The sequence below is a fragment of the Agrobacterium sp. NPDC089420 genome, from assembly GCF_044900305.1.
Classification (GTDB): domain Bacteria; phylum Pseudomonadota; class Alphaproteobacteria; order Rhizobiales; family Rhizobiaceae; genus Agrobacterium.
This window is the reverse complement of record NZ_JBJDMY010000001.1, coordinates 340,959-355,093: the sequence shown is the minus strand read 5'-3', so window position 1 is coordinate 355,093 and position 14,135 is coordinate 340,959. Positions and strand designations below refer to the sequence as shown.

General features: G+C 61.9%; 13 protein-coding genes. 8 read left to right on the top strand and 5 right to left on the bottom strand.

Features of this window, described 5'->3' with window-relative positions; genetic code table 11:
* Positions 1-5 precede the first annotated feature (5 nt).
* The 5 genes from ACI2KA_RS01770 to ACI2KA_RS01750 all read left to right on the top strand — a co-directional run bounded on the left by ACI2KA_RS01770 (position 6) and on the right by ACI2KA_RS01750 (position 5,582).
* Complete coding sequence (locus ACI2KA_RS01770; RefSeq protein WP_404498646.1) at positions 6-1,394, top strand: aldehyde dehydrogenase family protein; 1,389 nt, start codon at positions 6-8, stop codon at positions 1,392-1,394.
* Positions 1,391-2,536 (top strand): iron-containing alcohol dehydrogenase, encoded by a 1,146-nt coding sequence (locus ACI2KA_RS01765; protein ID WP_404498644.1) that lies wholly within the window; start codon positions 1,391-1,393, stop codon positions 2,534-2,536. The genes ACI2KA_RS01770 and ACI2KA_RS01765 overlap by 4 nt, the downstream gene beginning before the upstream one ends.
* Before the next feature lie 284 nt (positions 2,537-2,820).
* Positions 2,821-3,537, top strand: a complete 717-nt coding sequence (locus tag ACI2KA_RS01760) for a ParA family protein (RefSeq protein ID WP_404498642.1) — start codon at positions 2,821-2,823, stop codon at positions 3,535-3,537.
* Positions 3,538-3,682: 145 nt separating this feature from the next.
* Positions 3,683-4,330, top strand: coding sequence for a TetR/AcrR family transcriptional regulator (locus ACI2KA_RS01755; protein WP_404498640.1), 648 nt, complete (start codon positions 3,683-3,685; stop codon positions 4,328-4,330).
* A gap of 46 nt (positions 4,331-4,376) precedes the next feature.
* Entirely contained in the window at positions 4,377-5,582 is a 1,206-nt protein-coding gene (locus tag ACI2KA_RS01750; RefSeq protein ID WP_404498638.1) for an MFS transporter, read from the top strand.
* Positions 5,583-5,649: 67 nt separating this feature from the next.
* Here the strand turns inward: ACI2KA_RS01750 and ACI2KA_RS01745 are convergent, their stop codons facing one another.
* Positions 5,650-7,038, bottom strand: a complete 1,389-nt coding sequence (locus ACI2KA_RS01745) for a L,D-transpeptidase family protein (protein ID WP_404498636.1) — start codon at positions 7,036-7,038, stop codon at positions 5,650-5,652.
* Positions 7,039-7,194: 156 nt separating this feature from the next.
* On the opposite strand from ACI2KA_RS01745, the gene ACI2KA_RS01740 reads away from it, so the two are divergent.
* The 3 genes from ACI2KA_RS01740 to ACI2KA_RS01730 all read left to right on the top strand — a co-directional run bounded on the left by ACI2KA_RS01740 (position 7,195) and on the right by ACI2KA_RS01730 (position 8,873).
* Complete coding sequence (locus tag ACI2KA_RS01740) at positions 7,195-8,028, top strand: aldose 1-epimerase family protein (RefSeq protein WP_404498634.1); 834 nt, start codon at positions 7,195-7,197, stop codon at positions 8,026-8,028.
* A gap of 117 nt (positions 8,029-8,145) precedes the next feature.
* Positions 8,146-8,484: a TIGR01244 family sulfur transferase gene (locus ACI2KA_RS01735; RefSeq protein WP_404498632.1), complete on the top strand. Its 339-nt coding sequence runs from the start codon at positions 8,146-8,148 to the stop codon at positions 8,482-8,484.
* A gap of 47 nt (positions 8,485-8,531) precedes the next feature.
* Positions 8,532-8,873 carry a RidA family protein gene (locus tag ACI2KA_RS01730; protein WP_004442838.1) on the top strand — a complete coding sequence of 114 codons (342 nt, stop codon included), beginning with the start codon at positions 8,532-8,534 and terminating at the stop codon, positions 8,871-8,873.
* A gap of 263 nt (positions 8,874-9,136) precedes the next feature.
* Here ACI2KA_RS01730 and ACI2KA_RS01725 read toward each other — a convergent pair whose 3' ends face one another.
* The 4 genes from ACI2KA_RS01725 to ACI2KA_RS01710 all read right to left on the bottom strand — a co-directional run bounded on the left by ACI2KA_RS01725 (position 9,137) and on the right by ACI2KA_RS01710 (position 14,082).
* Positions 9,137-9,901 (bottom strand): HugZ family protein, encoded by a 765-nt coding sequence (locus ACI2KA_RS01725; RefSeq protein ID WP_404498630.1) that lies wholly within the window; start codon positions 9,899-9,901, stop codon positions 9,137-9,139.
* An 80-nt stretch (positions 9,902-9,981) separates the two neighbouring features.
* Positions 9,982-11,649, bottom strand: a complete 1,668-nt coding sequence (locus ACI2KA_RS01720) for a thiamine pyrophosphate-binding protein (RefSeq protein ID WP_404498628.1) — start codon at positions 11,647-11,649, stop codon at positions 9,982-9,984.
* The gene (locus tag ACI2KA_RS01715) at positions 11,646-12,848 is read right to left on the bottom strand and encodes a CaiB/BaiF CoA transferase family protein (RefSeq protein ID WP_404498626.1); all 1,203 of its coding nucleotides are present in this window, start codon (positions 12,846-12,848) and stop codon (positions 11,646-11,648) included. The genes ACI2KA_RS01720 and ACI2KA_RS01715 overlap by 4 nt, the downstream gene beginning before the upstream one ends.
* Positions 12,849-13,101: 253 nt before the next feature.
* Complete coding sequence (locus tag ACI2KA_RS01710; RefSeq protein ID WP_404498928.1) at positions 13,102-14,082, bottom strand: alpha/beta fold hydrolase; 981 nt, start codon at positions 14,080-14,082, stop codon at positions 13,102-13,104.
* Positions 14,083-14,135: the final 53 nt, after the last annotated feature.

Below are 14,135 nucleotides of genomic sequence, written 5' to 3'. Positions count from 1 at the left end.
ACATCATGACCATGATCCAGAATATCTCGCCCATCGACGGCTCGGTTTACGCCGAGCGGGAGGCGATGTCGCTGGAGGCGGCGCGGGCCGCCGTTTCGAAGGCGCGCAAGGCGCAAAAGGACTGGGCGCGGCGTCCGCTTGAGGACCGCGTTCAGCTGGTTCTGAAGGGTGTAGCGCGCCTCAACGAAATGGTGGCGGAGGTGGTGCCGGAACTGGCGCATATGATGGGCCGTCCGGTGCGTTATGGCGGCGAGTTCAAGGGCTTCAACGAACGCTCAAACTATGTCGCTTCCATCGCCGCCGATGCGCTGGCGCCGCTCGTCATCGAAGAAAGCGGCAATTTCGAACGCCGCATCGAGCGCGAGGCGCATGGCGTGGTCTTCGTCATCGCGCCGTGGAACTATCCTTACATGACGGCGATCAACACCGTCGCGCCCGCCTTGATGGCCGGCAATACCGTGGTCATCAAACATGCGGCGCAGACGCTTCTTGTCGGCGAGCGGATGGTGCGGGCCTTCGTCGAGGCTGGCGTGCCGGAAGACGTCTTCATCAACGTTTTCCTCGACCATGGCACGACGTCGGCGCTGATTTCCGAAGGCCTGTTCAATTTCGTCAATTTCACCGGTTCTGTGGAAGGCGGCCGGGCCATCGAGCGCGCCGCTGCCGGCACCTTCACCGGCCTCGGTCTTGAACTCGGCGGCAAGGATCCCGGTTACGTGATGGAGGATGCCGATCTCGACGCCGCCGTCGATACGCTGATGGACGGCGCGACCTATAATTCCGGCCAATGCTGCTGCGGTATCGAGCGCATCTACGTCAATGAAAACCTCTATGACGAATTCGTCGAGAAGTCGGTGGCGTGGGTGTCCAATTACAAGCTCGGTAATCCGCTGGTTGAGGAAACGACGCTCGGGCCGATGGCCAACAAGCGTTTCGCCAAGGTGGTGCGCGCGCAGATCACTGACGCCGTTGCCAAGGGCGCCAGGGCGCTGGTCGATCCGAAGCTGTTCCCGGCCGATGACGGCGAAAGCGCCTATGTCGCGCCGCAAGTCCTCGTCAATGTCGATCATTCCATGGAATTCATGACCGAAGAAACCTTCGGTCCCGCCGTCGGCATCATGAAGGTCAAGAATGACGACGAAGCCATCGCGCTGATGAACGACAGCAAATACGGCCTGACCGCTTCGCTGTGGACGCAGGATGCCGCTCGCGCCGGGCGCATCGGCCGCGAGATCGAAACCGGCACCGTGTTCATGAACCGCGCCGATTATCTCGATCCCGCCCTTTGCTGGACCGGCGTGAAGGAAACCGGCCGTGGCGGTTCGCTTTCCATTCTCGGTTTCCAGAACCTGACCCGCCCTAAATCCTACCATCTGAAGAAAGTCACGAAATGAATATCGTCGCCAACTGGAGTTATCCCACCGCCGTCAAGCTTGGCCGCGGCCGGATCAAGGAACTGGCGGAAGCCTGCAAGACGCTCGGCATCAAGAAGCCGCTGCTCGTGACGGATCGCGGCCTCGCCAACATGGCGATCACCGCGCATGCGCTGGATGTACTGGAAGAGGCGGGGCTCGGCCGGGCGATCTTTGCCGAGGTCGATCCGAACCCCAACGAGATCAACATGGAAGCGGGTGTTAAGGTCTATCGCGATGGCGGCCATGACGGTGTCGTGGCCTTCGGCGGCGGCTCCGGCCTCGATCTGGGCAAAACCATCGCCTTCATGGCCGGGCAGACCCGCCCGGTCTGGGATTTCGAGGATATTGGCGACTGGTGGACACGGGCGGATGCCTCGAAGATCGCGCCCATCGTCGCCGTTCCGACGACGGCTGGCACCGGTTCGGAAGTCGGCCGCGCCAGCGTCATCACCAATTCCAAGACGCATGTGAAGAAGATCATCTTCCATCCCAAGCTGTTGCCTGGCGTCGTCATCTGCGATCCGGAGCTGACGATCGGCATGCCGAAGGTCATCACGGCGGGAACGGGCATGGATGCCTTCGCCCATTGCCTCGAGGCCTATTCCTCGCCCTTCTATCACCCGATGAGCGCCGGCGTGGCGCTGGAGGGCCTGCGTCTGGTCAAGGAATTCCTGCCGCGCGCTTACAAGGACGGCACGGACATCGAAGCGCGCACCAACATGATGGCGGCGGCGGCGATGGGGGCGGTTGCCTTCCAGAAGGGCCTCGGCGCCATTCACTCGCTCTCGCATCCGATCGGGGCGGTCTACAACACCCATCACGGCATGACCAATGCCGTCGTCATGCCGGCGGTGCTGCGTTTCAATCGCCCCGCCATCGAGGACAAGATCGCTCGCGCGGCCGCCTATCTCGGCATTTCCGGCGGTTTCGACGGCTTTTATGACTATGTGCTGGAACTTCGCAAGGAACTCGGCGTGCCGGAAAACCTGACCGCCATGGGCATCAAGCCGGATCGTATCGACGAGCTCGCTGCGGAAGCGATCAAGGATCCGAGCTGCGGCGGCAATCCGGTGCCGATGACGCTGGAAAATACCAGGAAGTTGTTCGAGGACTGCTTCTGATAAGACGCGGCATTCGTCGGGCTTTTAAGGATCGAGCGGTGCAGCGTGTTTCTTCTCCCCGGCGGGGAGAAGAAATGAGGGGCAATGTCCGTGTCCTGCGTCAGGACAGAGCTGAGATGTGGTCTATAATTCATAAAGCCCGCGTTACAAATCGCGGGCTTTTTGTTGCACGGCATAACCGTTCTTAGCCATTTGTTAACCCTGTTCGTTAAGATTGTGGAAAGCACCATGAGGACGTCGGTGCGTGAATGAGCATGAAACGGCTCTGACCAACAGGGGGTATCATGTCAGTCATCACTTTTGCCAATACCAAGGGCGGCGCCGGAAAAACCACGGCCGTGCTGCTTCTGGCGACCGAACTGGCCCGTAGCGGCCACCGCGTCACGGTTCTCGATGCCGATCCGCAATTGTGGATTTCCCGCTGGCACGAATTGTCCGGCGATATCGAAAACCTCTCGGTGATTTCGCATGTGACGACGGCCTCGCTCGAGGTGCATATCCGCGAAAACAAGGCCAATACCGACTGTTTCATCATCGATCTGCCAGGTGCGAAAAGCCCGCTTCTGACCATGGCTCTCGGCATTTCCGATCATGTGCTGATCCCGGTTCAGGGCTCGGCCATGGATGCGCGGGGTGCGGCGGAGGTTCTCGATCATATCGAATTCCTGAACCGCAAGACGGGCAGGGCGATTGCCCATTCCATCGTGCTGACGCGGGTGAACGCCATGGTGGCGACGCGTTCGCTGCTGCTGGTCAAGATGCTGCTGGCGGAGAAGAACGTCTCGGTTCTCAGCACGCCCATTGTCGAGAGAGCGGCCTATCGCGATATTTTCGACTATGGCGGCACGCTTCTCTGTCTTGACAAGGACAAGGTCAGCAACATCGACAAGGCGGTGGAAAATGCCAAAACCTTTGCGGGTGAAGTGCTTGGCCTCCTGCCAAGACGCCCGCTCCGGCTTGGCACGCAACCTGCGCGCCTTTTCACCCGCAAGGCTGCCTGAAATATTGCCTTCAACGTCCGATCCGTCCGCGGCGTTCATCACCGCAGACGCGTGGTGATGCCCCGGACCATTGGCCGCCGTCAGGCTTGACGGGGTGTTGGTCGCGGCTTTTTCGCGCCGGCTTCATTATGTGCTTGATTCGGAAATGATCGTTTCCTATATTCCGGCCATGAGTAAGACCAGCTACACCCATTCCCGGGAACAGCGCCATCGCGGCAGGCCGCGCGAGTTCGACATCGACCGCGCGCTCGATGGTGCGATCCGGGTTTTTTCCAGACGCGGGTATCACGCCACTTCCGTCGGTGACCTTACCGATGCGATGGAGCTGGCGCAGGGCAGTCTTTACAAGGCCTTCAAGGACAAGAAAGCCGTCTTCATCGCCACGATGGAACGCTACAGGATCGTACAGACCGAGCGTTTCGAGGCGGCGGTCGCCGGTTACGACACCGGTTATGCGCGCCTGAGGGCAGGGCTGATGTTTTATGCGGAACGGTCGCATGGCGGCGCCGGCTCTGATGGATGCCTGGTTGTCGGTGCCGCTGCCGATCTGGCGGCGCTGGACGACGATATTGCCGTTGTGGTCGAGCGGGCCGTCAAGGCGAGGGAACGGATTGTCGCCCGCCTCGTTGCCGAAGGGCAGAAGGACGGTTCGGTGCATTCGAAGGTCGATCCCGATGATCTCGCCCGGGCGATGCTGTGCATGATGTACGGCATGCGCGTGGTGGGAAAGACGGGGCGCAGCCTCAAGGACATGGTGGTCGTGGTGGATGTCGCCATGAAGCTTGCTGATTGAATTTATGCCTATTTAGGAAACGCTCGTTTCCGTATTGGAGAGAATGATGACGACGCGTGTAATTGAGGGGGAGGATGGTGATGCAACATCCCTTTCCCCGGCTCTGACTTTTCTGCTGGCGACAGCCTGCGGGTTGATTGCCGCCAATCTTTATTATGCCCAGCCGCTGGCCGGCATCATCGGGGCGGAGCTTGGTCTTTCCGCCGGCGCCACCGGTCTGATCGTGACCCTGACGCAGATCGGCTACGGCGTCGGCCTGCTGTTCGTCGTGCCGCTCGGCGATCTCATCGAAAATCGCAAGCTGGTTGTCAGTGCCGTCTCGATGGCGGTGCTGTCGCTTGTCGCTGCGGCCTTCGCGCCGCATGCGGCCCCGTTTCTCGTCGCCGCCTTCCTGGTCGGCGTCAGCTCGGTGGCGGTGCAGGTCATCGTTCCCTATGCCGCGCACATGGCGCCGCACGCCCTTCGCGGCCGGGTGGTCGGCAATGTCATGAGCGGGCTGATGGCCGGTATCATGCTGGCGCGGCCGGTTTCCAGCCTGCTGTCGGAAGTGGTGTCCTGGCGCGGCGTCTTTCTGACGTCGGCGGCGGTCATGGCGCTTCTTGCCGTGGTGCTTTTCCGCCTTTTGCCGGTCCGTATGCCCGAAGCACGGCTGAGCTATGGCGCGTTGATGGCCTCGATGGGCAGGCTTGCGCTGCACACGCCGATCCTGCGGCGGCGGGCGATCTATCACGCGTTCCTGTTTGCCGCCTTCAGCCTGTTCTGGACCACGACGCCGCTTTATCTGAGCGGGCCGCATTTCAACCTGAGCCAGGGTGAGATCGCGTTGTTTGCGCTTGCCGGCGCGGCCGGCACCGTGGCTGCGCCAATTGCCGGGCGGATGGCTGATCGCGGCTGGACCCGCGCCGCTACCTTCTTCGCATTGGTGGCGGTCGCGCTCTCCTTTGCCGTAACGCATCTTGCACCCGAAGGCTCGCATCTCGCGCTTGCCGTTCTAGTGGTCGCAGCTATCGTTCTGGATTTCGGCGTCACCACCAATCTGGTGCTGGGCCAGCGGGCGATCTTCACGCTCGGGGCTGAATTCCGCAGCCGCCTGAACGGCATCTACATGGCGACGTTTTTCATGGGCGGCGCCGTCGGTTCGGCCGTGGGCGGCTGGGCTTATGCTGTCGGCGAATGGCAAGCCGCCTCTTGGATCGGTTTCGCCTTGCCGGTGGCGGCACTGCTGTACTTCCTTACGGAAAAGCGCGGATAAAGCCCTATCAACGAAAAAGCCCGGCGGATCATGATCCGCCGGGCTTATCTTTTTTATTGTCGTCGCTTTATTCCGCGAATTCGACCACGACGCCGGGGCGGACCATTTTTGCCAGTTCGGTTGCATCCCAGTTGGTTAGGCGGATACAGCCGTGGCTGTTGGTCTTGCCGATCTTGGAGGGTTCCGGTGTGCCATGAATACCGTAGGTCGGCTTCGACAGGGCAATCCAGACCGTGCCGACCGGGCCGTTCGGACCCGGCGGGATCTGCAGGATCTTGTCGTTCTGGCCCTGCTTGAAGTTGATCTTCGGATTATAGGTATAGCCGGGATTGAGCGCGATGCGCTCGACCGTATGCGTGCCGCTCGGCGAGGGCGTATCCGTGGAACCGATGGTAGCGGGATAGGCGGCGATCAGATTGCCGTCCTCACCATAGGCGAAGACCTGCTTGATGCCCTTATGCGCGACGATACGGGCCACCTGCCCCTTTTTCGTCTCGCCCGGATTGACCACCTTGATGATGGTGCCGGGCACCGAGAAATCGATGCCGGGGTTCAACTCCTTCAGATAGTTCTCATCCATGTGGAAGCGTTCGGCGAGCGCCTCTGAGGTGGAGGTAAATGAGAGGGCGGGCAGCTGCGATTTTTCGGCATAGTCGTCCGGAATGGAGGCGACATAGGGGCCGGCGGCATCGGCGGCGGTGATGGTGTAGTCGACGATCGGCATGCCGCCGGAAGAGCGCAGGCGCTCCAGAATGTCGTCGGAATTGTTCGGATCCAGCTTTTCGCCGGTCATGTCCTGCCAGGCGGCGATGGCCTTGTTGACGTTGTCGCCCATCTTGCCGTCGATGACGCCGGGCGAGATGCCTTCGCGGTCGAGGAAGGTCTGAAGCGCGACGATCTCCTGCCGCGAGCGGTTGACCGGTGTGGTCACCGGCGTGTGGCGCTCAATCAGATGATCGGGCTGCGGAACGGCGGCCGTGGTGCTTTCGCCGGGCATGGGCTGGCCGAGCGGTCCGCTTTCCACCGCGCCGGGGGCGGGAACGGAGCCGGTATAAAAATTGTCGTCCGAGCCGTCGCCGCGATATTCGCGGTAATCGCGCACGCTGCCATTGTCCTGATAGCCGTAGTCGCGCTGTGGTTCGCGGTACTGGCCGCCGGGGGCGGGCGGATAATAGGTGGTGTCGCGCTGCTGACGCGCCTGCTGCCGCTGGTAGCCGGAGGGCATCTCGGTGGCCAGCAGATTGCCGTATCGGTCGTAAAACACCGTGCGTCCCATCGAATCGCGGCTGATGACGATATCGCCGCGCTCCGGCATGAAGTCGAGCACACGGCCATCCGGGGTCACCAGCATCGTCTGCTGATCGCCATAACGCTGCTGTGCGCCAGCCTGTAGCGGGGCGATAACCGTCGCCAGCGCGACCGTCAGACCCAGAGCTGCGTTAAGAAACTGTTTCACGATTCTGCTATCCCTTGCTTCGTTCACCGATAAACACACCGCAATCTTGACCCTATTGTGAAAAAGGTGAATTCGCGGTTAATGCAATCTTAATTTCCGTCACGACTAGTAGCGTTTCCGTGATTCATGCGTTTTTACCGCCACAGGGAGGTTGTCTTGCGTTCGTTTCAGGCTGGCAAATCGCCACGCATTTTCCTCGATGAAACCTCCGTCTTCGATATTGGCGCCTGCGTCGTCGACGGCATCGATATCGCGCCCGGCCGCGCCATTCCCGATGATGGCGATGCGCGCATCGACCACTCGCTGGAAGGTTTTCTCTTCACCTGCGGTCCCGATCATATCCGCCATCCCGAGCCGATCGAGGGTGACGCGGAGGGGCGTCGATATCCGTTGCATGGGTCCTTCTCCGCGCATCCGGCCAAGATAGTGGCGTTCGACGTTCAGGAGTCCAATGCGCTGGCGCGGGTTGAGGTTCCCGTCACGCTGGCCGATGGCGGCGCGGCGCTGCTGGAACGGACATGGCGTATCGATGGCGACAGCGGCGAAGTCAGCCTCGATGACCGGATCGTCAACACCTCGGCGCGGCCGATCCCGGTGTTCCTGATGTATCACATGAATGTCGGCGCCCGCCTGTTTGACGATGCGGTACGGCTGGACGGCGCGATGCTGGATGGCGGCGGCCATGGCTGGCGTTTCGGCGAGGAGCCGGGCAATGTCTTTTGCGTCCCCGCCGGCAAGGATGAATGGGCGGAGCTGAAGCTCGGCCCGATCGCCGCGATTGGCGGCAGGACGCTGAGCGTTCGTTTTCGAACGGAAACGCTGCCTTATCTGCAGATGTGGCGCAACCAGCAGGACCCGGCCAATGTGCTCGGCATCGAGCCGGTTTCGCATCGCTGGGTGGGGCGCAGGGAACTCGAGGCTGCCGGCGAGTTCAATATTCTCCAGCCCGGTGAAAGCCGTTCCTTCGGCCTGCGCTTTTCCATCCTCTGAGCTGGACCGAATGACGGCGCAGCGTCATTGACGCGCGGGGTTTGACCGCTTACATCGGATGCGGATTTCAAGGGTGACAGCCAGCGGCGCGGACGCCGGTTTCAGCGGAGGCATGACATGGATATCAGGCGCATAGACGACGAATATTCGGTGACGGGACAGATCAGCGTCGCCGATCTGGATGAGGTCAAGGCACTCGGCTTCAAGTCGATCGTCTGCCACCGGCCTGACGGCGAAGAAGAGGGACAGCCGCTTTTCGCCGATATTGCCGAGCGTGCCGAGCAGCTTGGCCTCACCATCATGCATGTGCCGGTCGGCCGTTATGGCGTCGATGCCGACGCCGTCGCCGGCATGGTGGATGCGCTGGACGAATTGCAGCGCCCGATGCTCGGTTATTGCCGCTCCGGCGCGCGCTCCACGGCGATCTACGAAAAGACCCATCACCTGCGCGGCTGATTGTCCGCGCATCTTCGATTTTTAATGCCAATCAACAGGAGTTTTCCATGACCATCAAGCGTATCGAGCCCGGCAAGCGCATGAGCGGCGCCGTCGTTCACGGCAACACCGTTTATCTGGCCGGCCAGGTCGGCGAGGGCACGAGCGTGACGGAACAGAGCAAGTCGGCTCTCGCTGAAGTCGACCGCCTGCTGGCCGCTGCCGGTTCCGACAAGTCGAAGATCCTGCAGACCATCATCTATCTTTCCGACATGTCCACCTTCGGCGAAATGAACGCCGTCTGGGAAGGCTGGATCGACCCGGCAAACCCGCCGGCCCGCGCCACCAGCGAAGCAGCGCTGGCAACGCCGGACTACAAGGTCGAATTCATCGTGACCGCTGCTCTCTGAGCAATGGACTGATTTATGCGAAAGGCCGGGTCGCGGAATGCGCCCCGGCCTTTTTTGATGGGAAATTCTGCTGGTAAATTCGAGCTTTCGTTTCAACCGACGTCCTCTTCGGGCTTGAGGCGAGGATCCACGACACGGCCCGGCGATGGATCCTCGCCTCAAGGGCAAGGATGACGGAGGCGTGCTAGGGTAAAGATGGACAGTAAGGGCGACGCAAGAGAGTTCAGTATGTCGGATTGCCTTGCCCAAATTGCTTGCCAGCTTCATTTCGAAATTTGAGCAAGCGCCTTCTCGAACTGTTTCAACGTCTCCACCCGCTCCGCAAACCATAGCCGCGCCAGATCATTTGCCGAGGCGAGATCGATACCATCCGGGTCGATGGAGGTGATCGTCCAGCGGCCGGCCTTTGCGCCGGCCAGAACGGCGAGCCGGGCCGCTTCGCCCCTGATGGCGTTGAGGCGGGCCGCTTCGCTTTCCGCCGCCGCCATCAGTTCCTCTGCGCCCGACAGATCGGTGCTCAGATCGGCGGGCGTGATGTTGCTGGCATTGCGGGCCGGGCCGCCATTGATCTGCAGGCCTTCCGTCCGCAGGCGGTAAAGCCTGGTGTCGGGAAGGGAGAGGTAAAGTTTGGCCTTGGGGTAACGGGCAATGTAGCGCCCGATGGCGCGTGGCGTCTCATCCGCGCCGATCTGTTCCGCCCTGCCCACCAGTGTCAGCCGCGGCAATGTCAGCGCATCGCCCTTGCCGAAGGGTGCGAGCGTCAGCGAGATGCGCGGGTCGGCTTCCATGTTGCGGGCATGCAGCGTCAGCCCGGCCGCGAAGAAGAACGGCGTGCCGTCCGGCTCGATGCCGATATTGGTGGCGGTCGTATAGGGATAGCCGCTGACCGGATCGAGCGTGGCGAGCGCTGCGGTGCGTGATGTGTGCAGGACGTCGCGGGCCACGCGCACCGCCTCGAAAGGGGCGCCGGCCGAGGGCTCGATCTTTGCGCCGCGTGGGGTGATGACGGGAGGGGCAACGTCCGGCATGTCTCATCCTGAGCTGTAAGTTTCAGTCAGGATTTACACCATGCCGGAGCCATGTCCATCACCAATATCGGCGGGCAATATCAGGCCCGGGTCCTGATCTGCGTCAGCGTTCGCGTTGGCGTGATCGCTTCCGCATCCAGCTTCACCTCGATGATGGCCGGCTTGCCGCTTGCACGCGCCCGCTCGAAGGCGGCGGCGAAGTCTTGCGTTCTTTCCACCGTTTCGCCATGGCCGCCATAGGCCTTTGCAAAAGCGTTGAAATCCGGATTGACGAGGTCGGTGCCGCTGACGCGGCCGGGATATTCCCGTTCCTGATGCATGCGGATGGTGCCATAGGTGCCGTTATTGACCAGGACCGTGATGACGGCCAAGCCGTAACGCACCGCGGTGATGAATTCCTGTCCGTGCATCATGAAACAGCCGTCGCCGGCAAAGCAGATCACTTCGCGCTCCGGGAAAAGGTGCTTGGCGGCAACTGCCGCCGGCAGGCCGTAACCCATCGAGCCCGATGTCGGGGCCGATTGCGTGTTGTAACGGCGGAAGCGGTGGAAGCGGTGCAGCCAGGTGGCATAGTTGCCCGCGCCATTGGTGAAGATCGCATCCTCAGGCACATTGGCCTCGATCCAGTCCATGATCGGACCCATCTGCACCGCACCGGGGCCGGTCTGCGGCGGCGTCGACCAGGTGAGGTAAGCCGCATGCATGGCGGCGGTGCGCTCCGCCCATGCGGCGTTTGCCGGAAGCGAGATGGAGGAGAGGGCGGCGACGAAATCCTCAGGGGCGGCGCAGATCGCCAGATCGGGACGGTAAACGCGGCCAAGCTCTTCTGCTTCGGGATAGATATGGACGAGTTTCTGCGACGGATAGGGGATGTCGAGCAGCGTATAACCGGAAGACGGCATTTCGGAAAGGCGACCGCCGAGCAGCACCACGAGATCGGCTTCCTTGATCTCATTGGCCAGCGCCGGGTTGATGCCGATGCCGACATCGCCCGCATAGGAGGGGCTTAAGTGATCGAACAGCATCTGGCGGCGGAAGGAACAGCCGACAGGCAGTTTGTGGTTTTCGGCAAATGCCCGGAAGCTCGCGACGCTTGTCCCGGACCAGCGCGTGCCGCCGAGAATGAAGATCGGCCGTTTCGCTTCACCCAGCATTTTGGCGAAGGCGGCGACCTGTGACGGGCCGGGATGCGCTTCGACGGGCGTGTAGGGCTTTGCCGCAGGTGCTTCCACCTCTTCCACCAGCATGTCTTCGGGCAGCGTCAGCACCACCGGGCCGGGGCGGCCGGAGGTGGCAACAGCGAAGGCGCGGGTGACGAATTCGGGGATGCGGCGTGCGTCGTCGATCTCGCCCACCCATTTGGCGAATTCGGTGAAGGCGCGGCGGTATTCCACCTCCTGAAAGGCCTCGCGCTCGCGGGCCTCGCGCTGTACCTGGCCGATGAACAGGATCATCGGAATGGAATCCTGCCTTGCGATGTGCAGGCCGGCCGAGGCATTGGTGGCACCCGGGCCACGGGTCACCATGCAGATGCCGGGTTCGCCCGTCAGACGGCCCCAGGTATCGGCCATCATGGCGGCGCCGCCTTCCTGGCGGCAGACGACCGTTTCGATGCCGCTTTCATATAGCGAATCCAAAACGGCCAGATAGCTTTCGCCGGGAACGCAGGAAACGCGGGAGACGCCATTGGCCTTCAGCGCTTCGACGATCAACTGTCCGCCTGTTCTTTTCATTCCGGCTGCAGTCATGGCGTGGTGGTCCTTTCGATGTTTTCCAGTTCGGCCAGCACCTGCGCCTGATGTTCGCCGAGCTTCGGGCTCGGGCGCTCATAACGCAGCGGCGTCTGTGACATGATAATGGGTGTCCGCACACCGGGGATGACGGTGCCGTCTTCCGCCTCCAGATCGACGCGGAGGCCGCGCGCCTTCACCTGCGGATCGGCGAACATTTCCTCGATGGAATTGATCGGCCCGGCCGGCACGGCGTTGTTTTCGCAGGCTGTCAGGAGATCGCGCTTGTTCCATTTCAGCGTTTCGGTGGAGACGATCCGCCGCACGTCCGCCTTGTGGGCCACGCGGGCCTTGTTCGTCGCGTAACGTTCGTCGTCGGCAATCGCACCAATGCCGAGGATCGTGCAGAGGCGGCGGAACTGGCCGTCATTGCCGACAGCGAGGATCAGGAAGCCATCGGCCGTCGGCACCACCTCATAGGGGGAAATGTTCGGATGGGCATTGCCGAGCCGGACGGGCGGCCTGCCGGAAATCAGGTAATTCATGTTCTGGTTGGCCAGCACGGCCGATTGCACATCGAGAAGCGCCATGTCGATATGCTGGCCCTCACCGGTGCGGATGGCGTGGATCAGCGCGGCCTGAATGGCGCTGACGGAATAGATGCCGGTGAAGATATCGGCCACCGCCACGCCGGCCTTCATCGGCTGGCCATCCGGTTCGCCCGTGATCGACATGAAACCGGACATGCCCTGCACGATGTAATCGTAACCGGCGAAATCGGCATAAGGCCCGGTCTGGCCGAAGCCGGTGATCGAGCAATAGATCAGCTTCGGATTGAGCGCCCTCAGGCTCTCGTAATCGAGGCCGTATTTGGCAAGCCCGCCGCGCTTGAAGTTCTCGATGACGACATCGGCGGTGCGCACCAGCCGGCGCACCAGCTCGCAGCCTTCCGGCGTCTTCAAATCGGCGACGATGGAGCGTTTGCCGCGATTGGTGGCGTGGTAATAGGCGGCGGAGAGGTTTTCTCCATCCGCACCTTCGACGAAGGGCGGCCCCCATGTGCGGGTGTCGTCGCCGCCTTCGGGACTTTCCACCTTGATGACGTCAGCGCCCATATCGGCCAGCATCTGCCCCGCCCAGGGGCCGGCCAGAACACGCGCCAGCTCGATGACGCGAATGCCTGATAGCGGCGGTTTCCTGTTCGGCATGTCAGTCATCTGTCCCCCGGTGTTTTTCCCTTGCCGGTTTATAGACCGCTGCTTGCCCCGTCGCATGTGATTTTATCTCATGGACTTATTCCGTTTTGGAACGGCGCTGAATTGGGGCTGACACGGCAGCTTCGACATTCGTTGCGTTCTTGGTGTTTCCTAATTCCGTCATTCCGGCCTTGAGCCGGAATCCAGCCAGCCCAAGTCATTGGGCTGAAAAGACTCTTCTCGCCGCGCAGACGCGCGTCGGCTGGATTCCGGCTCAAGGCCGGAATGACGGGGAGGGGGTTTGGCTGCCACCCACGACGCGGCCGCACCAGGCAGCGAAATCCGCCGCTACCGCCTGCCAGCCGATCTCGTTCAGCGTCTCGTGCCGCATTCCCTTGTAGATCGTGTGTTCGACATGGCTGAAGCCCGCCTGGCGGAAACGCTCGGCCAGCCAGACGATCTCCCTGCCATCATTGGTGGCGGCGTCCTGATCGCCGCTGACCAGCAAAAGCGGCAAGGTCTTCGGCAGGCGCTCGATGAGTTTCGGCGCGCGATAGGAGAGTTCGAAGACATCCTGCCAGAGCGAAACACTGGCCTCGAACTGGCAGAGCGGGTCTTCCACATAGGCGTCCACCGCCGCCCTGTCGTGGCTCAGCCAGTCGGCATGGGTGCGCTTTTCCGGCATTTTCGCGTTCCAGGCGCGGAAGGTCGCTTTCGGCAGGATGGCGCTCGGCACGTCCGAGCCCTTCAGCATTTTTTCAAGCCGCAACACCACCTGGGCGATGCGGCCCATGACGCCGGGATTGAGATTGGAATTCCAGATCGACAGGCCGTCGAAGGCATCCGGATGGCTGACGGCGGTATTCAGCGCCACGAGGCCGCCCATGGAATGGCCGAACAGGATGACCGGAAGGCCGGGATGTCTTTCTCCGACCATCACGCGCATCGCCATGACATCGGCGACGACCTTTTCCGCGCCGTCCTTCCAGGCGAAGCGGCCGAGCGGCGCATCCGCCGCTTTGGTGCGGCCATGGCCGCGGTGGTCGTGGGCATAGACCTCGAAACCCTGTTTCGCCATGACATCGGCAAAACGGCGGTAGCGGCCGGCATGTTCGACAAGGCCGTGGCAGATCATCAACACGCCACGGGTGGGGACAAGGGCGGAAGGCTGATGCCGGAAGGCGATGGATGCGCCGGAAGGGGCTTCCAGCCTCTGGATCTGGCTGAAGGCGAAGTTATCGGTCGTCTCATTCATCATCGCGCCCATCGCCTCATCACGCAGCTTGTCATAATCATGGGGTCATAATC